This is a genomic window from Mesorhizobium sp. P3_A2 (assembly GCF_056403115.1).
Genome location: NZ_JBFUGC010000002.1, coordinates 333147 through 356560, shown reverse-complemented (window position 1 = coordinate 356560; position 23414 = coordinate 333147). Strand labels below are relative to the sequence as shown.

General features: G+C 64.2%; 21 protein-coding genes. 11 read left to right on the top strand and 10 right to left on the bottom strand.

Features of this window, described 5'->3' with window-relative positions; translation table 11 throughout:
* Positions 1-2: 2 nt before the first annotated feature.
* The gene (locus AC1DXM_RS06245) at positions 3-2168 is read left to right on the top strand and encodes a malate synthase G (protein ID WP_477232262.1); all 2166 of its coding nucleotides are present in this window, start codon (positions 3-5) and stop codon (positions 2166-2168) included.
* A gap of 34 nt (positions 2169-2202) precedes the next feature.
* Here AC1DXM_RS06245 and AC1DXM_RS06240 read toward each other — a convergent pair whose 3' ends face one another.
* Complete coding sequence (locus AC1DXM_RS06240) at positions 2203-3735, bottom strand: YifB family Mg chelatase-like AAA ATPase (protein WP_477232261.1); 1533 nt, start codon at positions 3733-3735, stop codon at positions 2203-2205.
* A gap of 290 nt (positions 3736-4025) precedes the next feature.
* Here AC1DXM_RS06240 and AC1DXM_RS06235 point away from each other — a divergent pair, with 290 nt between their 5' ends.
* Complete coding sequence (locus tag AC1DXM_RS06235) at positions 4026-5531, top strand: Ig-like domain-containing protein (RefSeq protein ID WP_477232260.1); 1506 nt, start codon at positions 4026-4028, stop codon at positions 5529-5531.
* Positions 5532-5637: 106 nt separating this feature from the next.
* On the opposite strand, the gene gshB is transcribed toward AC1DXM_RS06235, so the two are convergent.
* Complete coding sequence (gene gshB / locus AC1DXM_RS06230; protein WP_477232259.1) at positions 5638-6579, bottom strand: glutathione synthase; 942 nt, start codon at positions 6577-6579, stop codon at positions 5638-5640.
* A 284-nt stretch (positions 6580-6863) separates the two neighbouring features.
* Here gshB and AC1DXM_RS06225 point away from each other — a divergent pair, with 284 nt between their 5' ends.
* Complete coding sequence (locus AC1DXM_RS06225; protein ID WP_477232258.1) at positions 6864-7454, top strand: NAD(P)H-dependent oxidoreductase; 591 nt, start codon at positions 6864-6866, stop codon at positions 7452-7454.
* Between the two features lie 30 nt (positions 7455-7484).
* A complete protein-coding gene (locus AC1DXM_RS06220; protein ID WP_477232257.1) occupies positions 7485-8249 on the top strand; it encodes a GNAT family N-acetyltransferase in 765 nt (254 codons plus the stop codon).
* A 61-nt stretch (positions 8250-8310) separates the two neighbouring features.
* Here AC1DXM_RS06220 and AC1DXM_RS06215 read toward each other — a convergent pair whose 3' ends face one another.
* Together AC1DXM_RS06215 and AC1DXM_RS06210 are read right to left on the bottom strand one after the other, a co-directional pair.
* Positions 8311-8685 carry a GtrA family protein gene (locus AC1DXM_RS06215; RefSeq protein WP_477232256.1) on the bottom strand — a complete coding sequence of 125 codons (375 nt, stop codon included), beginning with the start codon at positions 8683-8685 and terminating at the stop codon, positions 8311-8313.
* A gap of 4 nt (positions 8686-8689) precedes the next feature.
* Positions 8690-9694 carry a glycosyltransferase gene (locus AC1DXM_RS06210; protein ID WP_477232255.1) on the bottom strand — a complete coding sequence of 335 codons (1005 nt, stop codon included), beginning with the start codon at positions 9692-9694 and terminating at the stop codon, positions 8690-8692.
* A gap of 130 nt (positions 9695-9824) precedes the next feature.
* Here AC1DXM_RS06210 and AC1DXM_RS06205 point away from each other — a divergent pair, with 130 nt between their 5' ends.
* The 7 genes from AC1DXM_RS06205 to AC1DXM_RS06175 all read left to right on the top strand — a co-directional run bounded on the left by AC1DXM_RS06205 (position 9825) and on the right by AC1DXM_RS06175 (position 17633).
* The gene (locus AC1DXM_RS06205; protein ID WP_477232254.1) at positions 9825-11612 is read left to right on the top strand and encodes a GtrA family protein; all 1788 of its coding nucleotides are present in this window, start codon (positions 9825-9827) and stop codon (positions 11610-11612) included.
* Positions 11613-11712: 100 nt separating this feature from the next.
* Positions 11713-13062 (top strand): putative bifunctional diguanylate cyclase/phosphodiesterase, encoded by a 1350-nt coding sequence (locus tag AC1DXM_RS06200; protein WP_181059875.1) that lies wholly within the window; start codon positions 11713-11715, stop codon positions 13060-13062.
* A gap of 146 nt (positions 13063-13208) precedes the next feature.
* Positions 13209-13976, top strand: coding sequence for an SDR family NAD(P)-dependent oxidoreductase (locus AC1DXM_RS06195; RefSeq protein WP_477232253.1), 768 nt, complete (start codon positions 13209-13211; stop codon positions 13974-13976).
* On the top strand, positions 13973-14941 hold the full coding sequence (locus tag AC1DXM_RS06190; RefSeq protein ID WP_477232252.1) for a 2-dehydro-3-deoxygalactonokinase: 969 nt from the start codon (positions 13973-13975) through the stop codon (positions 14939-14941). The genes AC1DXM_RS06195 and AC1DXM_RS06190 overlap by 4 nt, the downstream gene beginning before the upstream one ends.
* Positions 14938-15579, top strand: a complete 642-nt coding sequence (locus AC1DXM_RS06185; RefSeq protein ID WP_477232251.1) for a 2-dehydro-3-deoxy-6-phosphogalactonate aldolase — start codon at positions 14938-14940, stop codon at positions 15577-15579. Before AC1DXM_RS06190 ends, AC1DXM_RS06185 begins: the two co-directional genes overlap by 4 nt.
* Positions 15579-16454, top strand: coding sequence for an SMP-30/gluconolactonase/LRE family protein (locus AC1DXM_RS06180; RefSeq protein ID WP_477232250.1), 876 nt, complete (start codon positions 15579-15581; stop codon positions 16452-16454). The genes AC1DXM_RS06185 and AC1DXM_RS06180 overlap by 1 nt, the downstream gene beginning before the upstream one ends.
* Before the next feature lie 120 nt (positions 16455-16574).
* Entirely contained in the window at positions 16575-17633 is a 1059-nt protein-coding gene (locus AC1DXM_RS06175) for a D-alanine--D-alanine ligase family protein (RefSeq protein ID WP_477232249.1), read from the top strand.
* On the opposite strand, the gene AC1DXM_RS06170 is transcribed toward AC1DXM_RS06175, so the two are convergent.
* The 6 genes from AC1DXM_RS06170 to dnaK form a co-directional block, all read right to left on the bottom strand.
* Positions 17630-17917 carry a DUF1330 domain-containing protein gene (locus AC1DXM_RS06170; protein ID WP_477232248.1) on the bottom strand — a complete coding sequence of 96 codons (288 nt, stop codon included), beginning with the start codon at positions 17915-17917 and terminating at the stop codon, positions 17630-17632. The genes AC1DXM_RS06175 and AC1DXM_RS06170 overlap by 4 nt on opposite strands.
* A gap of 25 nt (positions 17918-17942) precedes the next feature.
* Entirely contained in the window at positions 17943-18659 is a 717-nt protein-coding gene (pyrF, locus tag AC1DXM_RS06165) for an orotidine-5'-phosphate decarboxylase (RefSeq protein WP_477232247.1), read from the bottom strand.
* Entirely contained in the window at positions 18656-19246 is a 591-nt protein-coding gene (locus AC1DXM_RS06160) for an NADPH-dependent FMN reductase (protein ID WP_477232246.1), read from the bottom strand. The genes pyrF and AC1DXM_RS06160 overlap by 4 nt, the downstream gene beginning before the upstream one ends.
* Before the next feature lie 45 nt (positions 19247-19291).
* A complete protein-coding gene (pmtA, locus tag AC1DXM_RS06155; protein ID WP_477232245.1) occupies positions 19292-19897 on the bottom strand; it encodes a phospholipid N-methyltransferase PmtA in 606 nt (201 codons plus the stop codon).
* Positions 19898-20035: 138 nt separating this feature from the next.
* Positions 20036-21166 carry a molecular chaperone DnaJ gene (dnaJ, locus tag AC1DXM_RS06150; RefSeq protein WP_477232244.1) on the bottom strand — a complete coding sequence of 377 codons (1131 nt, stop codon included), beginning with the start codon at positions 21164-21166 and terminating at the stop codon, positions 20036-20038.
* A 222-nt stretch (positions 21167-21388) separates the two neighbouring features.
* A complete protein-coding gene (gene dnaK, locus AC1DXM_RS06145) occupies positions 21389-23305 on the bottom strand; it encodes a molecular chaperone DnaK (RefSeq protein ID WP_477232243.1) in 1917 nt (638 codons plus the stop codon).
* Between the last annotated feature and the right edge of the window lie 109 nt (positions 23306-23414).

Below are 23414 nucleotides of genomic sequence, written 5' to 3'. Positions count from 1 at the left end.
TGATGACCGATCGCGTCGAGATCGCCGGATTGCGGATTGCCCGCGAATTGCACGACTTCGTAGGCAACGAAGCGCTGCCGGGCACCGGCATTGCGGCCGACGCTTTCTGGACCGGGTTTTCGGCCATCGTCCATGATCTCGCACCGAAGAACCGGACGTTGCTGGCAAAACGCGACGCCATGCAGGAGCAGATCGACGCCTGGTATCGCGCCAATGGCGCGCCCATCGACATGGAGGCCTACAAGAATTTCCTCAAGCAGATCGGCTATCTCGTTCCGGAAGGTCCGGCCTTCAGCGTCTCGACCGACAATGTCGACCCGGAGATCGCCATCGTCGCGGGGCCGCAGCTGGTGGTGCCGGTGATGAATGCGCGCTATGCGCTCAACGCCGCCAATGCCCGCTGGGGGTCGCTCTACGATGCGCTCTACGGTACCGATGCCATTCCCGAGACCGGCGGCGCCGAGAAGGGCAAAAGCTTCAACCCTGTGCGTGGCGCCAAGGTGGTTGCCTGGGCGAAAAACGTCCTCGACGAGTCCGTGCCGCTCACTTCGGGCAAATGGGCAGGCGTGAACGGGCTTACAGTCCAGGGCAACATCTTGCGGCTCAGCGCCGGCGCCGGCGGCACCACGCTGGCCAACCCGAAACAGTTTGCCGGCTATCGTGGCGACCCCGCCAACCCTGAAGCCATTTTGCTCGCCCAGAACGGGCTGCACATCGAAATCCTGATCGACCGCGCCAACCAGATCGGCCGCACCGACCCTGCCGGCATTGCCGACGTCATCCTGGAATCGGCGCTGACCACCATCCAGGACTGTGAGGATTCGGTCGCGGCGGTGGATGCCGAAGACAAGGTCGTCGTCTATCGCAACTGGCTCGGCCTGATGAAGGGCGATCTCGCCGAGGAAATCACCAAGGGCGGCAAGAGTTTTGTCCGCAAGCTCAACCCGGACCGCGCCTGGACGGCGCCGAATGGCGGCGCGCTGAGCCTGCCTGGTCGCTCGCTGATGCTGGTGCGCAATGTCGGCCACCTGATGACCAATCCCGCCATCCTCGACCGCGACGGCAACGAGGTGCCGGAAGGCATCATGGATGCGGCGATGACGACGCTGATCGCGCTGCACGATGTCGGCGCCAACGGGCGGCGGATGAATTCCCGGGCCGGCTCGATGTATGTGGTGAAGCCCAAGATGCACGGGCCGGAGGAAGTTGCTTTCGCTGTCGAGATTTTCGACCGCGTCGAAGCACTGCTCGGCATGGCCAAAAACACCATCAAGATGGGCATTATGGACGAGGAGCGGCGCACCACCGTCAACCTCAAGGAGGCAATCCGCGCGGCAAGAGAGCGCGTCGTGTTCATCAACACCGGCTTCCTCGACCGCACCGGCGATGAGATCCACACCTCCATGGAAGCCGGGCCGATGATCCGCAAGGGCGACATGAAGCAGGCCGCCTGGATTTCCGCCTATGAGGCGTGGAATGTCGACACCGGGCTCGAATGCGGTCTGGCCGGCCACGCCCAGATCGGCAAGGGCATGTGGGCGATGCCCGACCTTATGGCGGCGATGCTGGAACAGAAGATCGCCCATCCCAAGGCCGGCGCCAACACCGCCTGGGTGCCGTCGCCGACCGCTGCCACGCTGCACGCCACCCATTACCACAAGGTCGATGTTCATGCTGTCCAGGCTGCGCTGAAGAGCCGACCCAAGGCGAAGCTCGACGACATATTGTCGGTGCCGGTCGCCGTGCGGCCGAACTGGACGCCGGACGAGATCCAGCGCGAGCTCGACAACAATGCGCAAGGCATTCTGGGCTATGTCGTGCGCTGGATCGACCAGGGCGTCGGCTGCTCCAAGGTGCCGGACATCAACGATGTCGGCCTGATGGAAGACCGCGCCACGCTGCGCATCTCCTCGCAGCACATTGCCAATTGGCTGCACCACAAGGTCTGCTCGCAGATTCAGGTGATGGATTCGCTGCGCCGCATGGCGGCAATCGTCGATCTGCAGAATGTCGGCGATCCCCTCTACCGGCCGATGGCCGCCGACTTCGACAATTCCATCGCCTTCCAGGCCGCCTGCGACCTGGTGTTTAGGGGCCGCGAACAGCCGAATGGATATACCGAGCCGGTGCTGCACGCGCGGCGGCTGGAGCTGAAGGCGAAGGCTTGAGCGCCAGCGTCCCCTCCTCTCAAGGGAGAGGGATCTACGCCGCCTGCGCCACCCGCTCCGACATCATGCGGTAGGAAATCGCCTCGGCCAGATGGATGCGGCCGACGGTTTCGCTGGCGTCGAGGTCGGCCAGCGTGCGCGCCACTTTCAGCACGCGGTGGTAGGCGCGCGCCGAAAAGCCGAGCTTTTCGCTGGCGTCTCTGAGCAGCGAAAGGCCGGCTGCATCCGGCACGGCGATGTCTTCGATGATCGAGGGCGAGCAATGCGCATTGGTGGTCGCGCTGGTGACGCCGAGCCGTTCGAAGCGCTCGCGCTGGATGGTGCGCGCACGGGCCACGCGCTGGGCTACGGCGGCACTTTTCTCCGCGCGGTCAGGGCGAATCAGATCGGCGGCCGAGACCGCCGGCACCTCGATCCTGAGGTCGATGCGGTCGAGCAGTGGGCCGGAAATGCGCGCCTGGTAGTCGGTGCGGCAGCGCTCGCCACGCAGGCAGCGATAGCCGGGTTCGCCGGCCATGCCGCATCGGCACGGGTTCATCGCCGCCACCAGCTGGATGCGCGCCGGATAGGTGACGCGGTGGTTGGCGCGCGCGATCATGCAGTCGCCGGTCTCCAGCGGCTGGCGCAGCGCATCCAGCGTCTGCGGCGAGAATTCGGGGAATTCGTCGAGGAACAGCACGCCGTGATGGGCGAGCGAGACCTCGCCCGGCCGCACCCGCAAGCCGCCGCCGACCATCGCCGCCATCGAGGCCGAATGGTGCGGGGCGCGGAACGGCCGCCGGTCGGTCAGCTTGCCTTCGCCGAGCTCGCCCGCCACCGAGGCGATCATCGAGACTTCGAGCAACTCCTTCGGCGCCAGCGGCGGCAGGATCGACGGCAGCCTTTGCGCCAGCATCGATTTTCCCGAGCCTGGCGGGCCGGCCATCAGCAGATTGTGGCCGCCGGCGGCCGCCACTTCCAGCGCCCGCTTGGCGCTCTCCTGGCCCTTGATGTCGCAGAGGTCAGGCAGGTCGCGCGCCGAGACATGGATGCCGGGCTCGGGCCGCGACAGCACCTGCGTGCCGCGAAAATGATTGGCAATCGCAATCAGGCTGCGCGGCGCCAATATGTCGAAATCCTTGCCGGCCCATGCTGCTTCTGGCCCACAGCCGAACGGGCAGATCAGGCCCTTTCCCTCGGCATTGGCGCCGATCGCCGCCGGCAGCGCGCCGGCCACCGCGGCAATGGTGCCGTCGAGCGACAATTCGCCGAGCACGACATAGGAGGCCAGCATGTCGCCCGGAATGGCGCCGAGTGCGGCCATCAGGCCGAGCGCGATCGGCAGGTCGTAATGGCTGCCTTCCTTGGGCAGATCGGCCGGGGCTAGATTGATCGTGACCTTTTTCGACGGCATCGACAGGCCCGACGCATGCAGTGCCGCCTGCACCCGCTCGCGGCTCTCGGCCACCGCCTTGTCGGGCAGGCCGACAATGTGCATGCCGACCTTGCCCGGCGCGATCATCACCTGGACATCGACCGGCACGGCCTCAATGCCCTGGAAAGCAACCGTGCGAACCCGCGCCACCATTTGTTCAAGCCCCCGGATACCGGTTCGCTCGGGTCTTTCTGATCAGACTGCGAGCGATGTCGGCCCAAGACAACCATAGATTTCAGCCCAAGGCAAGAACATTACAGGAACATGCAAGTGTCGCCGTCCTTCCGGCAGCATACGATGCCGACGCCTGCCTTCGCCCGAGACAGAATTAACCACAAAGGCGCGTCGCGGTTGGGTGTCACCGATCCGACTCGCATACTATGGTATGGTTGGGATCGGGGGACATCCGCAGCGCGTCCAGGCGCCAAAGCGAGGAAAACAGGATGCCGACCTTAAGCAATGGCAGTCAGCTCACCGTATGGGAAGAACCCGACTATCCCAATCCGAGCCCCGATGCGGTGCTTTTCAGCATCACGGAACCCGATGGCGACGTGATCGGGCTGATAGGGGCAAAGCCCGATTTCCCGTTCGGCGGCATCGACGTGGCTTCGGTCGATGTCTTCGACGGCTTCTTCACCATCACCAGCTTCACCAACGAAGGCAGGACCGAGACCTGGACGTCGGTCGAAACGCAGGTCTTCGACAATGACGGCAATCTTCTCCGCACTTTGTCCGACCAGGCAGCCTACCTGTCGGCCCGGATCGTCTCGGTCAACGCCGACAGCCCCGACACCATCACCGTCACCTGGATCGGGGCGAACGAGTATTTCGGCGGCGAAAACACCCAATACGGCCAGCACCAGATCATCCTGGAGGGAGGCACGCTGCAGCCCGACACGTTCGTCAATCATGCGCCCACGGTTGCCAATCTGAACGTGTCGGTTTCGCAGGGGGAATTTCTCGACGACATCAAATTCAGCGCCGCCGATGCCGACTATGATCTCCTGAGCTTTGTCGTAGTCGATGGGCCGGACCACGGCACCTTTGAGCAAAGCACGCGTTTCGACGGCAACCACTATCCGTTTCACCAGGGCCACTATGGCAACAGCTTGCACTATCATGCCGACTTTCTGAACGGCAATCTGTTCGACTACACACCCGAGGCGGGCTTCGTCGGCACTGACAGCTTCACGGTTTACGCCACGGACGGCCAGGGCAACAGCAATCTGGCGACGATTACGATCTCGGTTGCTCCACCGGCCGAATCCATCGCGCTGACCCACGCCGCGAACACAGTGAACTATGGAGCCCATGATCGTGCCGCGCTCGTCACCGCGCTGGGCGGCGGCGACCGCGTCATCGGCACGTCGTTCAATGACACGCTCGACGGCGGCGCCGGCAATGACCAGCTGTTCGGCGGCACCGGCGCCGACACCCTGATCGGCGGCGCGGGCACGGATTGGCTGAAGGGCGGCGCCGGCAATGACGTCATAAGCGGCGGCGCGGGCACGGACGGCATCCGTGGCGATGAGGGCGACGATGCCCTTGATGGCGGTACCGGCTCCGACGACCTGCGCGGCGGCCTTGGCGATGACATCCTCAATGGCGGCGCCGGCGGCGACCGGCTGGCCGGCGGCGAAGGCAGGGATGTCTTCGTGTTCGACGCGCTTGGACCGGCGAATTGCGACAGGATCGAAGACTTCGATGCGCAAGACGATATGATCCGCCTGGACAGCTCCGTGTTTGTCGGACTGCAGGCCGGACCGCTTTTCGCGGCAGTCTTCGCGGTTGGTCACCAAGCCATCGATGACAGCGACCACATCCTTTACAACGACGTGACCGGCGACCTTTTGTTCGATGTGGACGGGGTGGGCGGCGCGGCAGCTGTCAAGTTTGCCGCCGTCGACCCGGGCACCTGGGTCACCGCAGACGATTTCCTGGTGTTCTAGGGCGTTTCACCGTTTCACGGAAACGGCGAGCCGCTCTATCTCTTTGTTTTTACGTGAATGCTCGGGAAAAGCGCTGCGCGCTTTTCCCCCTTTCCGGGCATTGCAGCTAGTGCCGCTTGCCTTCCACCGCGTCCCAGAACAGGCTCGCAATGTCGGCGCCGCCAAAACGTTGCACTTCGCGCACGCCGGTCGGCGAGGTCACGTTGATCTCGGTCATGTAGTCGCCGATCACGTCGATGCCGACGAGGATGAAGCCGCGTTCCTTCAGCGACGGTCCGATGCGGGCGCAGATCTCGCGCTCGCGCTCCGTCAGCTCGGCCTTTTCGGCGCGGCCGCCGACATGCATGTTGGAGCGTGAATCATGGTCGGCCGGCACACGGTTGATGGCGCCGACTGCCTCGCCGTCGACCAGGATGATGCGCTTGTCGCCTTTGCGCACATCCTTCAGATAGCGCTGCACGATATAGGGCTCGCGCGACAGCTGGGCGAACATCTCGAGCAGCGAGGCGAGGTTGCGGTCGTCCTCCCTGAGATGGAAGATGCCTGCGCCGCCATTGCCGTAGAGCGGCTTGACGATGATGTCGCCGAATTCCTTGCGGAAGGCGGCGACTTCCTGGGGATCCTTGGTGATCAACGTTTCCGGCATCAGGTCGGGGAATTCGGTGACGAAGATTTTTTCCGGGCTGTTGCGCACCCAGGCCGGGTCGTTGACGACCAATGTCTTCGGGTGGATGCGCTCCAGAATGTGCGTGGTGGTGATGTAGTTCATGTCGAAGGGCGGGTCCTGGCGCAGCAGGATCACGTCCATCTCCGACAGGTCGGTGCGCACTTTGTCGCCCAGCGTGTAGTGATCGCCCTTCTCGTCGCGGAGCTTCATCTCTTCGATGCGGGCAAACACCTTGCCGCCCAGCATCGACAGCCGGTCGGGCGTGTAGTGGAACAGTTGGTGGCCGCGCCGCTGCGCCTCCAGCGACAGCGCAAACGACGTGTCGCCGGCGATCGAGACAGTGGAGACATGGTCCATCTGGACGGCGATTTTCAGCTTCATGGCGGTCTCCGGCGCGATTGGAGCGACGTTCGGGTCGATGCGTCGACGACAGCGATATACGGAACTCGGCGCCGTCTGCCAATCACGCTTGCTTGGCTCAGGCTGAATGCGTGTCGTCTGCGGCAAATCGGCCGGGGCGGCGTAGCCGATCGCTCATGCCCTTTGTTCGAGTTCGACGTGCTGGCCCTCGGCCGACGGCTCCAAGGCAGCGCCGTTCGGCTCCCAGCCAATTTCCTTTGCTTGGGTATTGGCTAATATATGCTTACGCCCGGGGGGAGCCGTGAATGAAAGTCAATGTCGTCTACGCACACCCACTCGCCGACAGCTACCAGGCATCGCTTCACAAACGTGTCGTGCAGACACTCAAGGCCAGGGGCGACGAGGTTATCGACTTCGACCTCTACGAAATGAAGTTCAATCCGGTGATGCAACCGGAAGAACGGCGTGGCCACTTTGATCCTTCTAAAACACCGGAGGATTTGCGGGTCTATATCGACGCTTTGCAATGGGCCGAAGCGTGCGTGTTCTGCTTTCCAACATGGTGGTCAGGCATGCCCGCCATGCTGAAGGGCTATTTCGATCGCGTTTGGCGACCCGGCGTCGCGTATCACGTGCCGGCGGATGGCGGCGTCATCAGACCGGCACTACTGAACATCCGCCGAATGGGGGTGGTGACGACGTGCGGATCGCCCTGGTGGTATACGGAAATGTATATGCAAAATCCTGGAAGGAAGGTGCTGCTGCGGGGCCTGAAGACCATGTGTGGAGGCAACGTGAAACATCTGTACATGACGAGATATTCCGTCGAGGGCATATCCAACGAAAAGAGGGAAGTGTTCGCGCGCAAGGTGGAGCGGCGGTTCGAGAAATTCTGACCAGCCAAGCCCATGCCAGCGTAGCCAAGCTTGTCCGGTCGGGCGCTTCGACACGGGCAGATGCAAGTCGGACGAGGAGGGGAGATGGCCACGCAGGAAAGTTGGAATGCAATGGCGAATTTGGAAGGCGGGGCCACCTTGCCTTCGGCGACAACGCTGACCGGAAACCATGTCAACCTCGCCCCACTCTGCCTTGAAGATGCGGAGGATATCTTCCGGCTCACCCACGCCCGCGAGCGCGACGAAATCTGGTCTGAAATGAAGGTTGGACCATTCGACGGGGTCGAGTCTTTCCGGGCTCATGTCGGCGGCCTGCTCAACGACCAATCGCGCACATTCCTGACGCTGCGTACCAACGCGGCGGGGCCGGTCGGCTGGCTTTGTCTGATGGAGGCCAGACCGGCGCACAGGGTGATTGAGCTGGGCTATGTGCTCTTCTCGCCAGCGCTGCAGCGGACGATCGCGGCCAGCGAATCTGTCTTCCTGATCATGCGGCACATCTTCAAGGACCTCGGCTATCGACGGTTGGAGTGGACGTGCACCACGGACAATGCGAAATCGAGGCGTGCGGCCGACAGATTAGGCTTTGTCTTTGAGGGCATATTGCGCGACGGATTGGTGCTGAAGGGCCAGGCACGCGACATCTGCATGTATTCGATGCTGGCACGCGAATGGTCGGTCGCCGGCGCGGCATTCGATACCTGGCTGTCTTCGGCCAATTTCGTCAATGGCCGTCAGATCCGATCCTTGCAGGACGTGAGAGCGGCGGTCTCTTCGGGCTTTGCGCCAACATAGGCTCATGAGGTCAATGTGGCGCGCGGGCTCATGCGCTCCGCGGGTTCCTCGGGCCAGCGCTTCAGCGGTCGAAGACCAGCCGGGAGTAACCGAGGAAGGACAGCGCCATCGCCACCAGCGAGGCAATCGCAAGTGCCGCCAGCGGCGGCATTGCCGGAAGCGCGAACAGGATGGCGCAATAGACGACATAGTTGACGATGCTGGTGGCGATGCCGACGCCGCCATAGCGCGCACCCTCCTGCGTTACGCCGCGGCTCGACGGCGAAAACGTCAGGTGCCGGTTGATCTGCCAAGTGACGCAGAGCGCAAAGCCGATCGACAGCAAGCGCGCGACGAAGGGGCCGAGCGGCGTTACCGCCAAAAGCAGCCAGAGAGCCGCGGCATCGGCGACGAAGCCGACGGCGCCGGCAAAGACGAAGCGGGCGAGCCTGCCCACGGCCTCAGGCGGCCCGGGGCGTCTTGCCCGGCTCGGCTTTCGGGGTTTCGCTCGTGCGCTCGCGCCGTTCGACCCGGCCCGACGGGACCGAGAGATAAAAAATGCGCTTCTGTTCGGCGCGCCCGCGCGATACCGAATCCAGGATCAGTCCGGTCATCATCGCAAGCATCGACAACAGCAGCAGGCCGACCGACAGCACCCAGGTCGGCATGCGCGGCACCAGGCCGGTCTGGGCGAATTCGATCAGCACCGGCGTCATCAGGGTCAGGCTCGATACCAGGAAGAAAATGGCGAAGGCGCCGAAGAAGCGCAGCGGCTGCGTCTCCTTCATCAGCATGGCGAACATCCACAGGATCCTGGCACCGTCGCGATAGGTCGACAGCTTCGACGACGATCCCTCCGGCCGGCGGCCATAGTCGAGCGCGATCTCGCTGACAGGCAGCTTGAGCTGCGAGGCATGCACCGACATTTCGGTCTCGATCTCGAAGCCGCCGGAAACGGCAGGGAAACTCTTGACGAAACGCCTGGAGAAGGCGCGATAGCCGGAGAAGATGTCGGTGAAGTCGGTGCCGAACAGCCGTTTGTAGAGGCTGTTGAAGATGCGGTTGCCGAACGCATGGCCGGAACGGCCGGCATCGTCGGCGACGCCGCGCCTGGTGCCCACCACCATGTCGCAGCGCTCGGTCTGCAGGATGTTGATCAGCTGCGGTGCGTCTTCCGGCGCATAGGTGCCGTCGCCGTCGGCCATCAGATAGATATCGGCATCGATGTCGGCGAACATGCGCCGCACGACGTTGCCCTTGCCCTGGCGCGGCTCGCGGATGACGATGGCGCCGGCCGCGCGGGCCTTTAGTGCCGTCAGGTCGCGCGAATTGTTGTCATAGACATAGATCGCGGCCGACGGCAGCGTCTCGCGAAACCGCCGCACCACCTCGGCGATGGTGAGCTCCTCATTGTAGCAGGGCAGGAGCACGGCAATGGCCGGCTCGTGGCGAACTTCGTGCGGCATTTCCGTCTCCCGATGCCCGGCGGAGCCTCCGGCCGCGCTCAAATGCGGCCTCGCTCAGGCGACTTTACTATTTATTGAAGCTGTTAAGGCTAGGTTTAAGCCGAGCTTCTTTCCGACAAAGGCCGTGATGATGAACGCAGCCAAGGCGGGTGCTTCCTCCTGGAAGTCCGATATGACGCTGGCGCTGCTTGCCATGCTGGTGGCGCTGGCCGTCAATGCCGCCACGGGCTTTCGCGAACTGAGCAATGCCGGCGGCGACAATGACAGCCTGCTGCGGCTGGTCGAGGTTCGCGATATGCTGGCCGGCCAGGGCTGGTTCGACCTGCATCAGTACCGGATGGGGCCGGAAGGCGGCTTCGTCATGCACTGGTCGCGGCTGGTCGATGCGCCGCTCGCCGCCATCATCCTCGCCGCTTCGGCGCTGACCGGCAGCATGGCCATGGCCGAGGCGATCGCACAGGTGCTGTGGCCGGCGCTGCTGTTTTTCCTGGCGGTGTTCTTCCTCGCCCGCGCGGCGCGCAGCTTTGCCGGCGCTGGGGCCGTACTGCCCGCAATTGTCATCGGCGCGGCGGCGCTGCATTTCATCGGCATCTTCTTGCCGGGTGCGCTCGATCATCACAATGTCCAGCTGACGCTGACTATGGCCAGCCTCAGCCTGCTGCTCGAGGCGCCCACGCACCGCTGGGCGGCGCTGTTTTCGGGCCTGTGCGCTGCACTGACGCTGGCCGTCGGCATGGAAACCGCGCCCTATGTCGCCACCATCGGCGCCTGCATCGCCTTGCTGTTTGTCGCCGACCCCGACGGCGAGCACCGGATCGCAAGGGACTTCGGTCTCGGCTTTGCCGGGGTTTCGGCGTTCGTCTTCGTCATCACCATCCCGCCATCGGCCTGGGGCCAGGCGCAGTGCGATGCCTTTTCGGCCGTGCAATTCGTTGTTGCGGCAATCGCCGGACTGGGCCTTGCCGTCGTGACGTCGCTCAAGGCCTCCAGTGCCACAGCCAGCCGCCGCCTGATCTCGCTCGGTCTGCTCGCGCTTGTGCTGGGCGCCGTCGTCGTGGCGCTGTTCCCGCAGTGCCTTGCCGCGCCCTACGCAAACCTCGATCCGCGCCTCAAGGAATTGTGGCTCGACCACATCGATGAGGCACAGTCGCTGTTCCATATCGCCGTCAGCGACCCGGCCTCCGTGGCGGCGCGCTATGTCACGCCGCTGGTGGCGATCGCGCTGATGGCGCTTCGCCTGCGCGGGCCGTGGCGCCGCGAGGACAGCCTGGTCGGCGCCTTGCTGGCCGCCGCCTTCATCGTCAGCGCCTGGCAGGTCCGCGGCTCGACATTCTCGATCGCCTTTGCCGTCATCCCGCTTTCGGCCTGGATTGCAAGCTGGCGCGAACGGGCGAGCATCAGCCCTTCGCGCAGCGTGTCGCTGCGTATGGCGGCAGTCTGGCTGGTGTCGGTGAATGCCGTCTGGGCCGGCGCTGCCGCCGCCACCTCGAGCGCATTCGAGGCCGACAAGGTCTCCGCCGAGGCCAAGGACGCCGATCCGGCCTGCACGCGCAAGGCCTCCTTCGCGACGCTGGCCGGGCTGCCGGACACCACGGTGCTTGCCATTTCCAATCTCGGCTCGCCCATCCTGGCCTATTCCGGCCACCGTGTCTTTGCCGGCCCCTATCATCGCAACATCGCCGGCGACCTGCTTGCGCTCGATGCCTTCCTCGGATCGGCGGACCAGGCCAAAGCGATCGTGGCGCAGCACCATGTCGGCCTGGTGGCTCTCTGCCGCGGCAGCGCCGAAAGCAAGGTGCTCGCCGCCAAGGCGCCGCAAGGCTTCCTGGCCGGGCTGATGCAGGGAAGCGTCCCCGATTGGCTCGAACCGCTGGCCGAAACACGCGGAAACCCGGTCGAACTCTACCGCGTCCGCTAAAGCACCATTCGCCAGCGAAAAATCGATTTCGCGATACGGTTCCTAAACGCTTTGCTGCCAGTCTCAGCGTAAATTTCGGACGTCAAAAACAGGGATACCGATGCAAACGACGTTTGGCACCGGGCAGGCAAGCAGGGAAAACACGGATCTGGCGTTCACCGACACGCTGACCGGGCTTGGTAACCATCGCCGCTTCTTCGACAAGGTCGACCGCCTGATCAGCGACCGCGCCGACGATCCCGCGCCCTTCACCGTCGGCATTCTCGACCTCGACGGTTTCAAGCCGATCAACGACCTGTTCGGCCACAAGGCCGGCGACGACATATTGATCCAGGTGGCGATGCGGCTGCGCGCCTCGATGGACAGCCATTCCACCGTCTGCCGCATCGGCGCCGACGAATTCGCCTTCCTCTATCCGATGGTGTTCTCGGAGGAAGCCGCGGCAGAGAAGTCGCGCATGATGATCGAAATCCTGTCGGCGCCTTACGATGTCGGCGAACGCACCGCCAGGCTTTCGGCCTCGGTCGGCTGCTCGCTGTTCTATTCCGGCGACGAAACCACCGAAATCCTCGTCAACAAGGCCGAAACGGCGCTCTACCATGCCAAGCGCTCGGGCCGTGGCCGCGTCGTCGTCTATACCAGAGAGATGGAGGAGGCGGCCAAGCGCGTCACCCGCATCGAACAGGCGCTGCGCCGCGCCGTCTCGGCCGGCGAGGTGGAACCGCATTTCCAGCCCATCGTCGATCTCAACACCCGCCGCACCATCGGCTTCGAGACGCTGGCGCGCTGGACCGATCGTGACCTCGGCGTCGTCCCGCCGACCGTGTTCATCCCCATCGCCGAGGAGCGCGGCATCATTGGTCCGCTGTCGCAACTGGTGCTGCGCAAGGCGACCGAAGCGGCGCGCAGCTGGCCGAAGGACCTGTTCCTGTCCTTCAACCTGTCGCCCTCGCAGCTCGTCGACCAGAACACCGGCCTGCACATATTGTCGATCCTCGACCGAACCGGCTTCGATCCGCGCCGGCTCGAGATCGAGATCACCGAAACCGGCCTGATGAACGATCCGGCCTCGGCCGAGAAGATTGTCGAGGACCTGCGCCGCGTCGGCATCCGCGTCTCGCTCGACGATTTCGGCACCGGCCAGTCCTCTCTCGGCCGCTTGCGCGAATTCCACTTCGATAAGCTCAAGATCGACCGCGCCTTCGTCTCCTCGATCCTCGACGACCGTCCGTCGGAACACATCATCCGCGCTATTCTCGCCATGTGCGAAGGGCTCGGCATGGATGTCGTGGCCGAAGGCATTGAGGAGGAGGCGCAGGCCGACCGCCTCGTCCAGTTCGGCTGCGCCGGCGGCCAGGGCTATCTGTTCGGCAAGCCGGTCGATGCCGACGCCACGCTCGGCTATCTCCGCGATTCCTATCGCGGCGCCCTCTACGCCAAGGCCATCTGATCTCCGGTCTGCCGTGCGCCGAGCGGGTTTTGCCCATCGGCTTGCGTCTTTTTGTCTGACATAAGGCGAACAAATCGCCGGTTTCGCCCTTGCTCCCCGGACTTGGCTGGCTAGGATGCGCGCCGACCGGATCGGAGTAAGAAAATATGATGCCATCGGCGGATTTTGCCGACCTCAGGGACGCCTCGGTGCTGATCACCGGCGGCGGTTCCGGAATTGGTGCGGCGCTGACCGAGGGTTTTGTTCGCCAGGGCGCCAATGTCGCCTTCATCGACATCGCCGATGGCCCAAGCACGCTGCTTACCGACCGCGTCGAAAAGGAACTTGGCCGGCGGCCGCTCTACCTCAAGACCGATTTGCGCGATGTCGAGGCGTTGCGCGCCTCTGCTGCCCGGGCGGCAGAAGTGCATGGCGACGTCACCGTGCTGGTCAACAATGCGGCGTGGGACGAGCGCCACGATGTCGCTGAAGTCACCGTCGAATTCTGGGACAACAATCTCGCCGTCAATCTGCGCCCGCATTTTTTCACCGCGCAGGCGGTGGCGCCGGGCATGAAGCGGGCCGGCGGAGGCTCCATCATCAACTTCACCTCGACCTCCTATCTCATCAACCATCCTGACATGCCGGCCTACACCGCCGCCAAGGCCGGCATCCTCGGTCTCACCAAAGGCCTCGCCGGCAAGCTCGGCGTCGACGGCATCCGCGTCAACGCGATTGCGCCGGGCTGGGTGATCACCGAACGCCAGAAAGAACTCTGGGTCACCGAACAGGGGCTCGCCGCCCATGTCGCCAAGCAATGCATCAAGCAGGTCATGCAGCCCGACGATATTGTCGGCACCGTGCTGTTCCTGGCTTCCGACGCCTCGCGCATGCTGACGGCGCAAATGCTGATCGTCGACGGAGGTTTCCTGTGAGCCCGACAAGCCAGGCAGCAGCGGGCAAAGCCCCGGCCGTCGCCGCCGTCGACTGGGGCACGACCCGCATGCGGGTCTGGCTGATCGACGAGGCGGGTGGGGTGCTTGCCGAACGTCGCGGCGATGACGGCCTGATCACCGCGCAACAGAAGGGCTTTTCGACCGTCCTCGAAGGTCATCTGGCGGCGCTTGGCGCACCTGACACACTGCCGGTCATCATCTGCGGCATGGCCGGCTCGCGCCAGGGCTGGCTGGAGGCGCCCTACGTCACCGTGCCGGCGCCGATCGGCGCGATCCTCGCGGGCGCAGCACGCATCCCCGGCCAGAGCCGGGACATCCGCATCGTGCCTGGCCTGGCGCAGCGCCTGGAAGATGCGCCGGATGTGATGCGCGGCGAGGAAACCCAGCTTGCCGGCGCCGGTTTGCCGGCTAATGGGCGCCATCTCGTCTGCATGCCCGGCACCCATTCGAAATGGGTTCTGGTCGAGGACGGGGCGGTCGATGGCTTCTGCACCTGGCCGACCGGCGAACTGTTCTCGGTGCTGGCCACTCACTCGATCCTGCGCCATTCGCTGGGCGAGACCCCGAAGCCAGTGACCTCGGACAATCCATTCTTCCAGGACTGGTGCCGCAAGGCGCTGGCCGAGGGCGGCGATGTCACCTCGCGGCTGTTCTCGATCCGCGCCGCCGGCCTGCTGCAGGACCTCAAGGCAGATGACGCCGCCGCGTGCCTGTCCGGCCTGCTGATCGGCGGCGAGATCGCTTCAGCGGGTCGCCGTTATGGCGAAAGCGCCACCGCAATCGTGCTGGTCGCCTCGGGTTCGCTGGCGGCGCTCTACAGGCAGGCGCTCGACCTTGCCGGACTTGCCATACGGACGGTCGACGCCGACGAGGCGGTCCGAGCCGGCCTGATCGAGGCGGCGCGGGAAAATGGCATGATTGCCAGAAATGGAGTGAGCGCGTGAGCCAGACCGCACCTTTCCCGAAGCTCAAGCGGGGTCTCGTCGCCATTCTGCGCGGGCTGAAGCCCGGCGAGGCTGTCGCCATCGGCCAGGCGCTGTTTGATGCCGGCATCGAGGCCATCGAAGTGCCGCTCAATTCGCCGGAGCCGTTTATGTCGATCGCCAGTATTGTCGCGGCATTGCCCAGAACGGCGCTGGTCGGCGCCGGCACGGTGCTGACTTCAGCCGATGTCGACGCTTTGGCCAAGGCCGGCGGCAGGCTGCTGGTCAGCCCTAACATCGATGCCGAGGTCATGGCCCGCGCCATGCACCATGGCATGGTGACGATGCCCGGTGTGTTCACCCCCACCGAAGCGTTTCTGGCCATCCGGCTTGGCGCCTCGGCGCTGAAATTCTTCCCGGCAAGCGTGCTCGGCGCCGGCGGAATCTCGGCGATGCGCGCCGTGCTGCCGGCCGATACGGTGGTCGGCGCCGTTGGTGGCGTTTCGGAGAAAGACTTTGCCGGCTACAAGTCGGCTGGGGTGACCGCTTTCGGCCTCGGCTCCAGCCTGTTTAAGCCGGGCATGAGCGTCGACGAGGTGGCCACGCGCGCCCGGGCGGCGGTGACGGCCTGGGATGCGGCGTTCGGCGGAGGGGCATGATGGACAAGGTTTCGGTCTTCTCGGATCATATCTGCGAGTTGGGCGAGGGCCCGAGCTACGATCCCGCCACCGATACGCTGTTCTGGTTCGACATCGTCAACGGGCTGTTGCTGGAGCAGGGCGTCACGTCCGGGGCGCTGAAGGTCCATGACCTCGGCCAGATGGCCAGCGCGCTTGCCGTTATCGACGACAAACGCCAGCTGATCGCCACCGAGACCGGCCTGCATGTCCGTGATGTCTCGACCGGCAAGCTGACGCTGCACACGCCGATCGAAGCCGACAATGCGCTGACGCGCTCCAACGATTCGCGCGTCCACCCTTGCGGCGCCTTCTGGGTCGGCACCATGGCCAAAAACGAGGGCAAGGGCGCCGGCTCGATCTATTGGTTCTTCAAAGGCGAGCTGCGTACGCTTTACACCGGCATCACCGTGTCGAACTCGATTTGTTTCTCGCAGGATGGGACGATCGCCTACTACACCGACACCGCGACCGGCCTTTTGATGCGCGTCGCCTGCGATCCGGCGACCGGGCTACCGGCCGGCGAGTCGAAAGTGTTCGTCGACCATCGCTCCTCGAAGGGCTATGTCGACGGCTCGGTCGTCGACCGCGACGGCGTGCTGTGGAACGCCGTCTGGGGCGGCAAGGCGGTCAAGGCTTATGCGCCGGACGGCACGCTGCTGCGCGAAATCCCGATGCCGGCGACGCAGTCCTCTTGCCCGGCCTTTGTCGGTTTCAAGGCCGACCGGTTGGCGGTGACCTCGGCCTGGAAGGGCAAGGACGACAAGCAGCGCAAGCTCGACCCGCAGGCCGGCATGACCTTCCTGCTCGACATCCCCGTCAACGGCCGCTTCGAGCCACGCGTGCTGATCGCCTGAGAGGCGCCAGTGCTTCGTTGACGGTTGTCACGCAACCGCCCGGCCCGGTCGGTTTCACGCAAGCCGATGGTGCCTGCCGTGCGATGGTAATAGCCTCTATCGCCGGGAGCCGACCATCCGATGCCGCAAAACACGCCGACCCTGATCCTCGTCCATGAGCCGGAAAAGGCCTGTTTCGACCGGCTGGTCGCCGACGGGTTTCCGGCCGAACGTGCGCTCGAAATTTCGTCCTATCTGGCGCAGTCGACCGACCTTGCGCCCGAATTCGATGAGCTTGCCGCAGCTTGCGAGCGGCGCAGCCTCGCCTTCCTGCCGGTCGAACTCGACGATGCGGCAGCAGCGCTGGCGAAAGCCGATCCGAAAACGGCGCTGGTCTGGACGCTGACCGACGGCATAGCCTATTTCCGCGGCGCCGCTGCGCCCGCGCTTGCCCGTCTGAACGGGCTCAAAACCGTCGGCGCCGACGATGCGCTGTTCGCGCTCTGCCAGGACAAGTTCCGTTCCGGCGCCGTGCTCGGCGCGCTCGGCCTGCCGGTGCCGCAGGCCGGCCTCGCCCGCGACGGCCGCTGGCTGGCCGAGCCGCCGGCTTCGCAAGCCGGCTGGTTCGTCAAGCCGAACCGGCTCGGCTCCAAGGTCGGCATCTGGCCGGATTCGCACTGCCACGAGCTGGAGCACGCGCTGGAACTTAGCCGGCGTGTCTACGCTGCCTATCGCGACGATGTCGTCGTCCAGCCTTATGTCGCCGGCCGCAATGTCCGCGCCAGTTTTCTCGGCCTCGAGCCGGAGACCGGCGCGGAAGCACTCGGCATCGCCTTCGTCGATTCCGGCGGCGATTTCCAGACCATGGCTGACTCGATGGCGCTTTACGGCGACACCGGCGAGGCCGCCAAGGCAGCCGGGCTCTACAGCGAGCCGGTGCTGGAACCGGTCGCCGACACCCAGCCGGGCGCTGCCGCAACCATTCGCCGTATCGCCGAGCGGCTGGTGAGCGGGCTTGGCCTGCGCGACGTGTTTTCCATCGACTTCAGGGTCGAGGCCGACGATCACGTCCACCTCATCGAGTTCGAGGTCTGCCCCGGTCTGCCCTGCTTCGATTTCCGTGCCTATTGCCGGCAGCAATGGGGTAAGACGCTGGCCGATGCGATGGCCGAGACCGCCACTAACCGGTTCAAGCGCTAGACCCCCTCGACCAGCACTATCTCGCCGTCGGCCACTTTCTGACGGATCGCGACGGCGCGCTGGTATTCCGGCGAGTGGTAGCAATCATGTGCCACGCTGAGCGATTCGAATTCGATGATGACGTTGCGGGCACGGCCGGCGCCTTCAGCCTTTTCGTGTTCGCCGCCGCGCGCCAGGAATTTCGCGCCAAAGCGCTCGAAGGCGAGCTTCGACGCCGCGACATACTCCTTGTAGCCTTCAGCATCGCGCACATCGACGCGGGCGATCCAGTATCCCTTTGGCATCGTTCTTCTCCTGGTTCGAAAAATGTCAGGCGGCGCGCATCTCTTCCAGTATGGCCTCCGCCGCTGCACGCCTGTCGCTTGCAGCGACGATCGGGCGGCCCACAACAAGATGGCTGGAGCCGTTGCGGATTGCCTGGCCGGGCGTCACCACCCGCTTCTGGTCGCCATGGTCGCTGCCCTTGGGCCGGATGCCGGGTGTCACCACCGCCAGGTCGGGGCCGACGATGCGGCGCACCGCTTCCGCCTCCTCGGCCGAGCAGACGACGCCGCCCATGCCGGCATGCAGCGCCTGTTCGGCTCGCCTCAGCACCAGCGTGTGCGGATCGTATTCATAGCCGGCGTCGATCACGTCCTGCTCGTCCATCGAGGTCAGCACGCTGACCGCCAGCAGGCAGAGATCGCTGCCCTTGGCGGCTTCCACCGCGGCTCGCATCGCCTTGGGATAGGCATGGATGGTGAGCATGGTCATGCCCATGCGCACGATGTTCTCGACACCTTTGGCCACCGTGTGGTCGATGTCGAGCAACTTCATGTCGAGAAAGATCTTGGTGCCGCCGCTAGCCAGCTCCCGAGCAAAGTCTAGCCCGCCGGCGAAGGCCAGCTGATAGCCGATCTTGTAGAAGGAGACGACGCCGTCGAGTGCGCGCACAGCCTCTTCGGCCTCCTTCACCGTCGGCACATCGAGGCCGACGATCAGCCTTTCCTGCATGGATTGGGCATGCATGGTCGGTGCGTGGGTCATGCCCGGGTCGACAGCAAATGCGAGGTTTCGATCAGCGTGCGGCATAGATGCTCCATCGATTTGTTCAGTCTCTCATCCCTGAAATTGCCGTCGGCGTCGAAGGCACTGCCGCCATCGGCTACCGAGCATTCCGGCGTCACCACTTCCATCTGGCAGCGCACCAGCACGGCGCGCAGATGGTTGATGCAGCGTATCCCTGCGAAATGTCCGTTGGAAGACGAGCACAGGCCCGCGACCTTGCCGGCAAACGGCCTGAAATTGCGGCCACTATCCGTGCGCACCCGGCTTACCCAGTCGATCGTGTTCTTGAGCAGTGGCGGGATCGAGCCGTTATATTCGGGCGTCGCAATCAGCAGCCCGTCATGGGCGGCGATCAGCCGGCCGAGCTTCACGGCATTGTCGGGGACGCCTTTTTCCTTTTCGAGATCTTCGTCCAGGATCGGCAGCGTATAGTCGGCCAGCGAGATGCGCGTCACCTCGGCGCCCTGCATGGCCAGCTCCTTCTGCGCCACATCGGCGGTCCTGCCGCTGAAGGCGCCGCTGCGCAGCGAGCCGGCAAAGACGAGGATTTTCGGAATCACTGCCATTGGCCAACCTTGTCCCGGGACAGGTACAGCCAAGGATCACTCAAATCAATGCGCCTCGCGGCGGTAGATCCACAGCTGCGTCGGCGGGATGTTGCGGAAGATGAAGTCGAAATGCTTGACCGTGTAGTCGCCGCGGCCGGGCGGGATCGGCGACAGCGGCCCGTAGGTCAGCTGTACGATCGGCCGCCCCACCGGGATGCGGTCGAGCAGGCTTTCGATATAGGCGATTCGCTGTGCCACAGGGAAGTTGAGCAGCGGCACGCCGGAGACGACGGAATCGAACACCATGTCCCGCTTGTCGCCGAGCGTCGCATTGAGATTGAAGGCGTCGCCCTCGATGACGTTGACACCGGGATAGAGCTGGCGCAGGTGGCGCACGAACTCGGTGGAGTATTCCACCGCATAGAGATTTTCGGGCTTCACGCCCTGGGCGAGGATGGCGCGGGTGATGACGCCTGTGCCCGGGCCGACCTCAAGCACCGGCAGGCCGGACTTCGGATTGACGATCGAAGCCATCTTGCGGGCGGTGATGGAGCTTGTCGGCACGATCGAGCCGACCGTCTTCGGCTTGTCGATCCAGCCTTTGAAGAATTTCAGTTCGTCGTCGAACTTTTCCGCCAGCGCTTTCCGCAATCCCGGACCACGTGCCATGCAAGTTCTCCTCAACCACCCCCTGCACGCTACTTAGCAGCTAACAGGTCCAAGGCAAGGCACGATCTGGCATAAGATGTTGATGACGTTCGGGAAGCGCCTGGGCGCGGTCACCCGCGCCGGCTGCATACGAGGCACTCAGCGCTCGCTGAAGGATTCGAAAAAGTCCTTCATGCGGGCGAAGAAACCGCTCGACTGGGGCGAGTTTTCCTTTGACGACAGCTGTTCGAACTCTTCCAGCAGCTCCCGCTGGCGCCGCGACAGGTTCTGCGGCGTCTCGACCGCAGTCTGGATGTAGAGGTCGCCGACATTGGGCTGGCGCAGCACCGGCATGCCCTTGCCCTTGAGACGGAACTGGCGGCCGTTCTGGGTGCCCTCGGTCACTTTCACCTTGGTCTGGCTGCCGTCCAGCGTGGTCACCTCAAAGGAGCCGCCGAGCGCTGCCGTCGTCATCGAGATCGGCACCTTGCAGTAAAGGTCGGCGCCGTCGCGCTGGAAGAATTCGTGCGGCTTCACCGCCAGGAAAATATAGAGGTCGCCCGAGGGGCCGCCGCGCAGGCCGGCTTCGCCCTCATTGGCAAGCCGGATGCGGGTGCCGTCCTCGATGCCGGCCGGAATGTTGACCGACAGCGAGCGTTCCTCGGTGACACGGCCCTGGCCGGCGCATTTCGGGCACGGGTCCTTGATCGTCTGGCCGCGGCCCTGGCATTGCGGGCAGGTGCGCTCGATCGAAAAGAAACCCTGCGTGGCGCGGACCTTGCCGTGACCATGGCACATCGAGCAGGTGACCGGCTGGGTACCGGGCTTGGCGCCGGTCCCGGAACATTCCGTGCACGAGATCGAGGCCGGCACGCGGATCTGCGCGGTCTTGCCGGCGAAAGCCTCTTCCAGCGTGATTTCCATATTGTAGCGCAAATCGGCGCCGCGCTCGCGGCCGCCGGAAGAGCGGCGCTGGCGCCCGCCCATCATGTCGCCGAAAATGTCTTCGAAAATGTCGGCGAAGCCGCCGGCGCCAAAGCCTTGCGCCCCACCATTCATGCCGCCCTGCTCGAAGGCGGCGTGACCGAAACGATCATAGGCCGCGCGCTTCTGCGGGTCCTTCAGCGTCTCGTAGGCTTCGTTGATTTCCTTGAACTTGTGCTCGCAGGAATGATCGCCGGGGTTGCGATCGGGATGGAACTGCATGGCGAGCTTGCGGAAAGCGCTCTTGAGCTCCCTGTCGTCCGCGCCCTTTTGTACGCCCAGCGTTTCGTAGAAATCAGCTTTCATCTTTTCCCGCAGTCCGGATGCTCAACGTCTTGATGCATGTCGCGTCGTTTGCCGGCACGTTGTCTCGATTTAGGAGCGGTGCTGCCCGGATGCTAGGGCCGGCGCGGACTTGTCTGTGTTTTTCGGTGACTTTTTCGGCAGGACCCGCACTTTTTTCAGCGAGGGTTGCAAAAAAGCCCGGCTTTGCGCCGGGCTTTCAGCTTTATCTTGCCGTCAACCGGTTCAGGCCGACTTCTTCTTGTCGTCGTCTTCGTCGATTTCTTCGAAATCGGCGTCCACCACGTCGCTATCCTTGGCGGCGTCCGCCTTGGCGTCGGCTTCCGCCGCTTCCTTCTGCGAGGCCTCGTACATGGCCTGGCCAAGCTTCATCGAAGCTTCGGCAAGCGTCTGCGACTTGGCCTCGATATCGGCAGCGTCGTCGCCCTCGGCCGCGGTCTTCAGCGCGGCGATCGCATCCGATATCGCCGTGCGCTCGGTTTCCGAAACCTTGTCGCCATATTCCTTCAGCGACTTCTCGGACGAATGCACCAGCGCCTCGGCCTGGTTGCGGGCCTCGACCACGGCGCGACGCTTCTTGTCGGTCTCGGCATTGGCCTCGGCGTCCTTGACCATCTTCTCGATGTCGGCGTCCGAAAGACCACCCGATGCCTGGATGCGGATCTGGTGCTCCTTGCCGGTGCCCTTGTCCTTGGCGGAGACGTTGACGATGCCGTTGGCGTCGATGTCGAAGGTGACCTCGATCTGCGGCACGCCGCGCGGGGCCGGCGGGATGCCGACCAGGTCGAACTGGCCGAGAGCCTTGTTGTCGGCGGCCATCTCGCGCTCACCCTGGAAGACCCGGATGGTCACGGCCGACTGCGAATCCTCGGCCGTCGAGAACACCTGGCTTTTCTTGGTCGGGATCGTCGTGTTGCGCTCGATCAGCCGCGTGAACACGCCACCCAGCGTCTCGATGCCGAGCGACAGAGGCGTCACGTCGAGCAGAAGCACGTCCTTGACGTCGCCCTGCAGCACGCCGGCCTGGATTGCGGCGCCGAGTGCGACGACCTCATCCGGGTTGACGCCCTTGTGGGGCTCCTTGCCGAAGAACTGCTTCACGATCTCCTGGATCTTGGGCATGCGGGTCATGCCGCCGACCAGGACGACCTCGTCGATCTCGCCGGCCTTCAGGCCGGCATCCTTGAGCGCCGCCTTGCAGGGATCGATGGTGCGCTGGACGAGATCCTCGACCAGGCTTTCGAACTTGGCGCGGGTCAGCTTCAGCGTCAGGTGCTTGGGCCCGGTCGCGTCGGCGGTGATGAAGGGCAGGTTGATCTCGGTCTGCGTCGTCGACGACAGCTCGATCTTGGCCTTTTCAGCCGCCTCCTTGAGGCGCTGCAAGGCAAGCTTATCGTTCTTCAGGTCGATGCCCTGTTCCTTCTTGAACTCGGCCGCCAGATATTCGACCAGGCGCATGTCGAAATCCTCGCCGCCGAGGAAGGTGTCGCCATTGGTCGACTTCACCTCGAACACGCCGTCGCCGATCTCAAGCACCGAAATGTCGAACGTACCGCCGCCAAGGTCGTAGACGGCAATGGTCTTGCCATCCTTCTTGTCGAGGCCGTAGGCGAGCGCCGCTGCCGTCGGCTCGTTGATGATGCGCAGCACTTCCAGGCCGGCGATCTTGCCGGCGTCCTTGGTGGCCTGGCGCTGGGCGTCGTTGAAATAGGCCGGAACGGTGATGACCGCCTTCTCGACCTTCTCGCCGAGATAGGCTTCCGCCGTTTCCTTCATCTTCTGCAGGATCATGGCCGAGATCTGCGAGGGCGACTGCTTCTTGCCGCCGGCTTCGACCCAGGCATCGCCATTGTCGCCCTTGACGATCTTGTAGGGGACAAGCTTCTTGTCCTTCTCCGTCACCGGATCGTCATAGCGGCGGCCGATCAGGCGCTTGACCGCGAAGATGGTGTTTTCAGGATTGGTGACCGCCTGGCGCTTGGCCGGCTGGCCGACGAGACGTTCGCCGTCGCCCGAGATGGCGACGATGGAAGGCGTCGTGCGCGCGCCTTCCGCATTCTCGATCACCTTGGGTTCCTTGCCATCCATGATGGCGATGCAGGAGTTGGTTGTGCCGAGATCGATACCGATTACTTTTGCCATTTTTCTAGTCTCTCCTCTAAGCAGGCTCTCAGGACCCGTAAGGCGTTCCGACGAAAGCCCCTGTTCACAAGAAATTCCGCCCCGGCTACCGGCATTCCGGCGCTGGGCG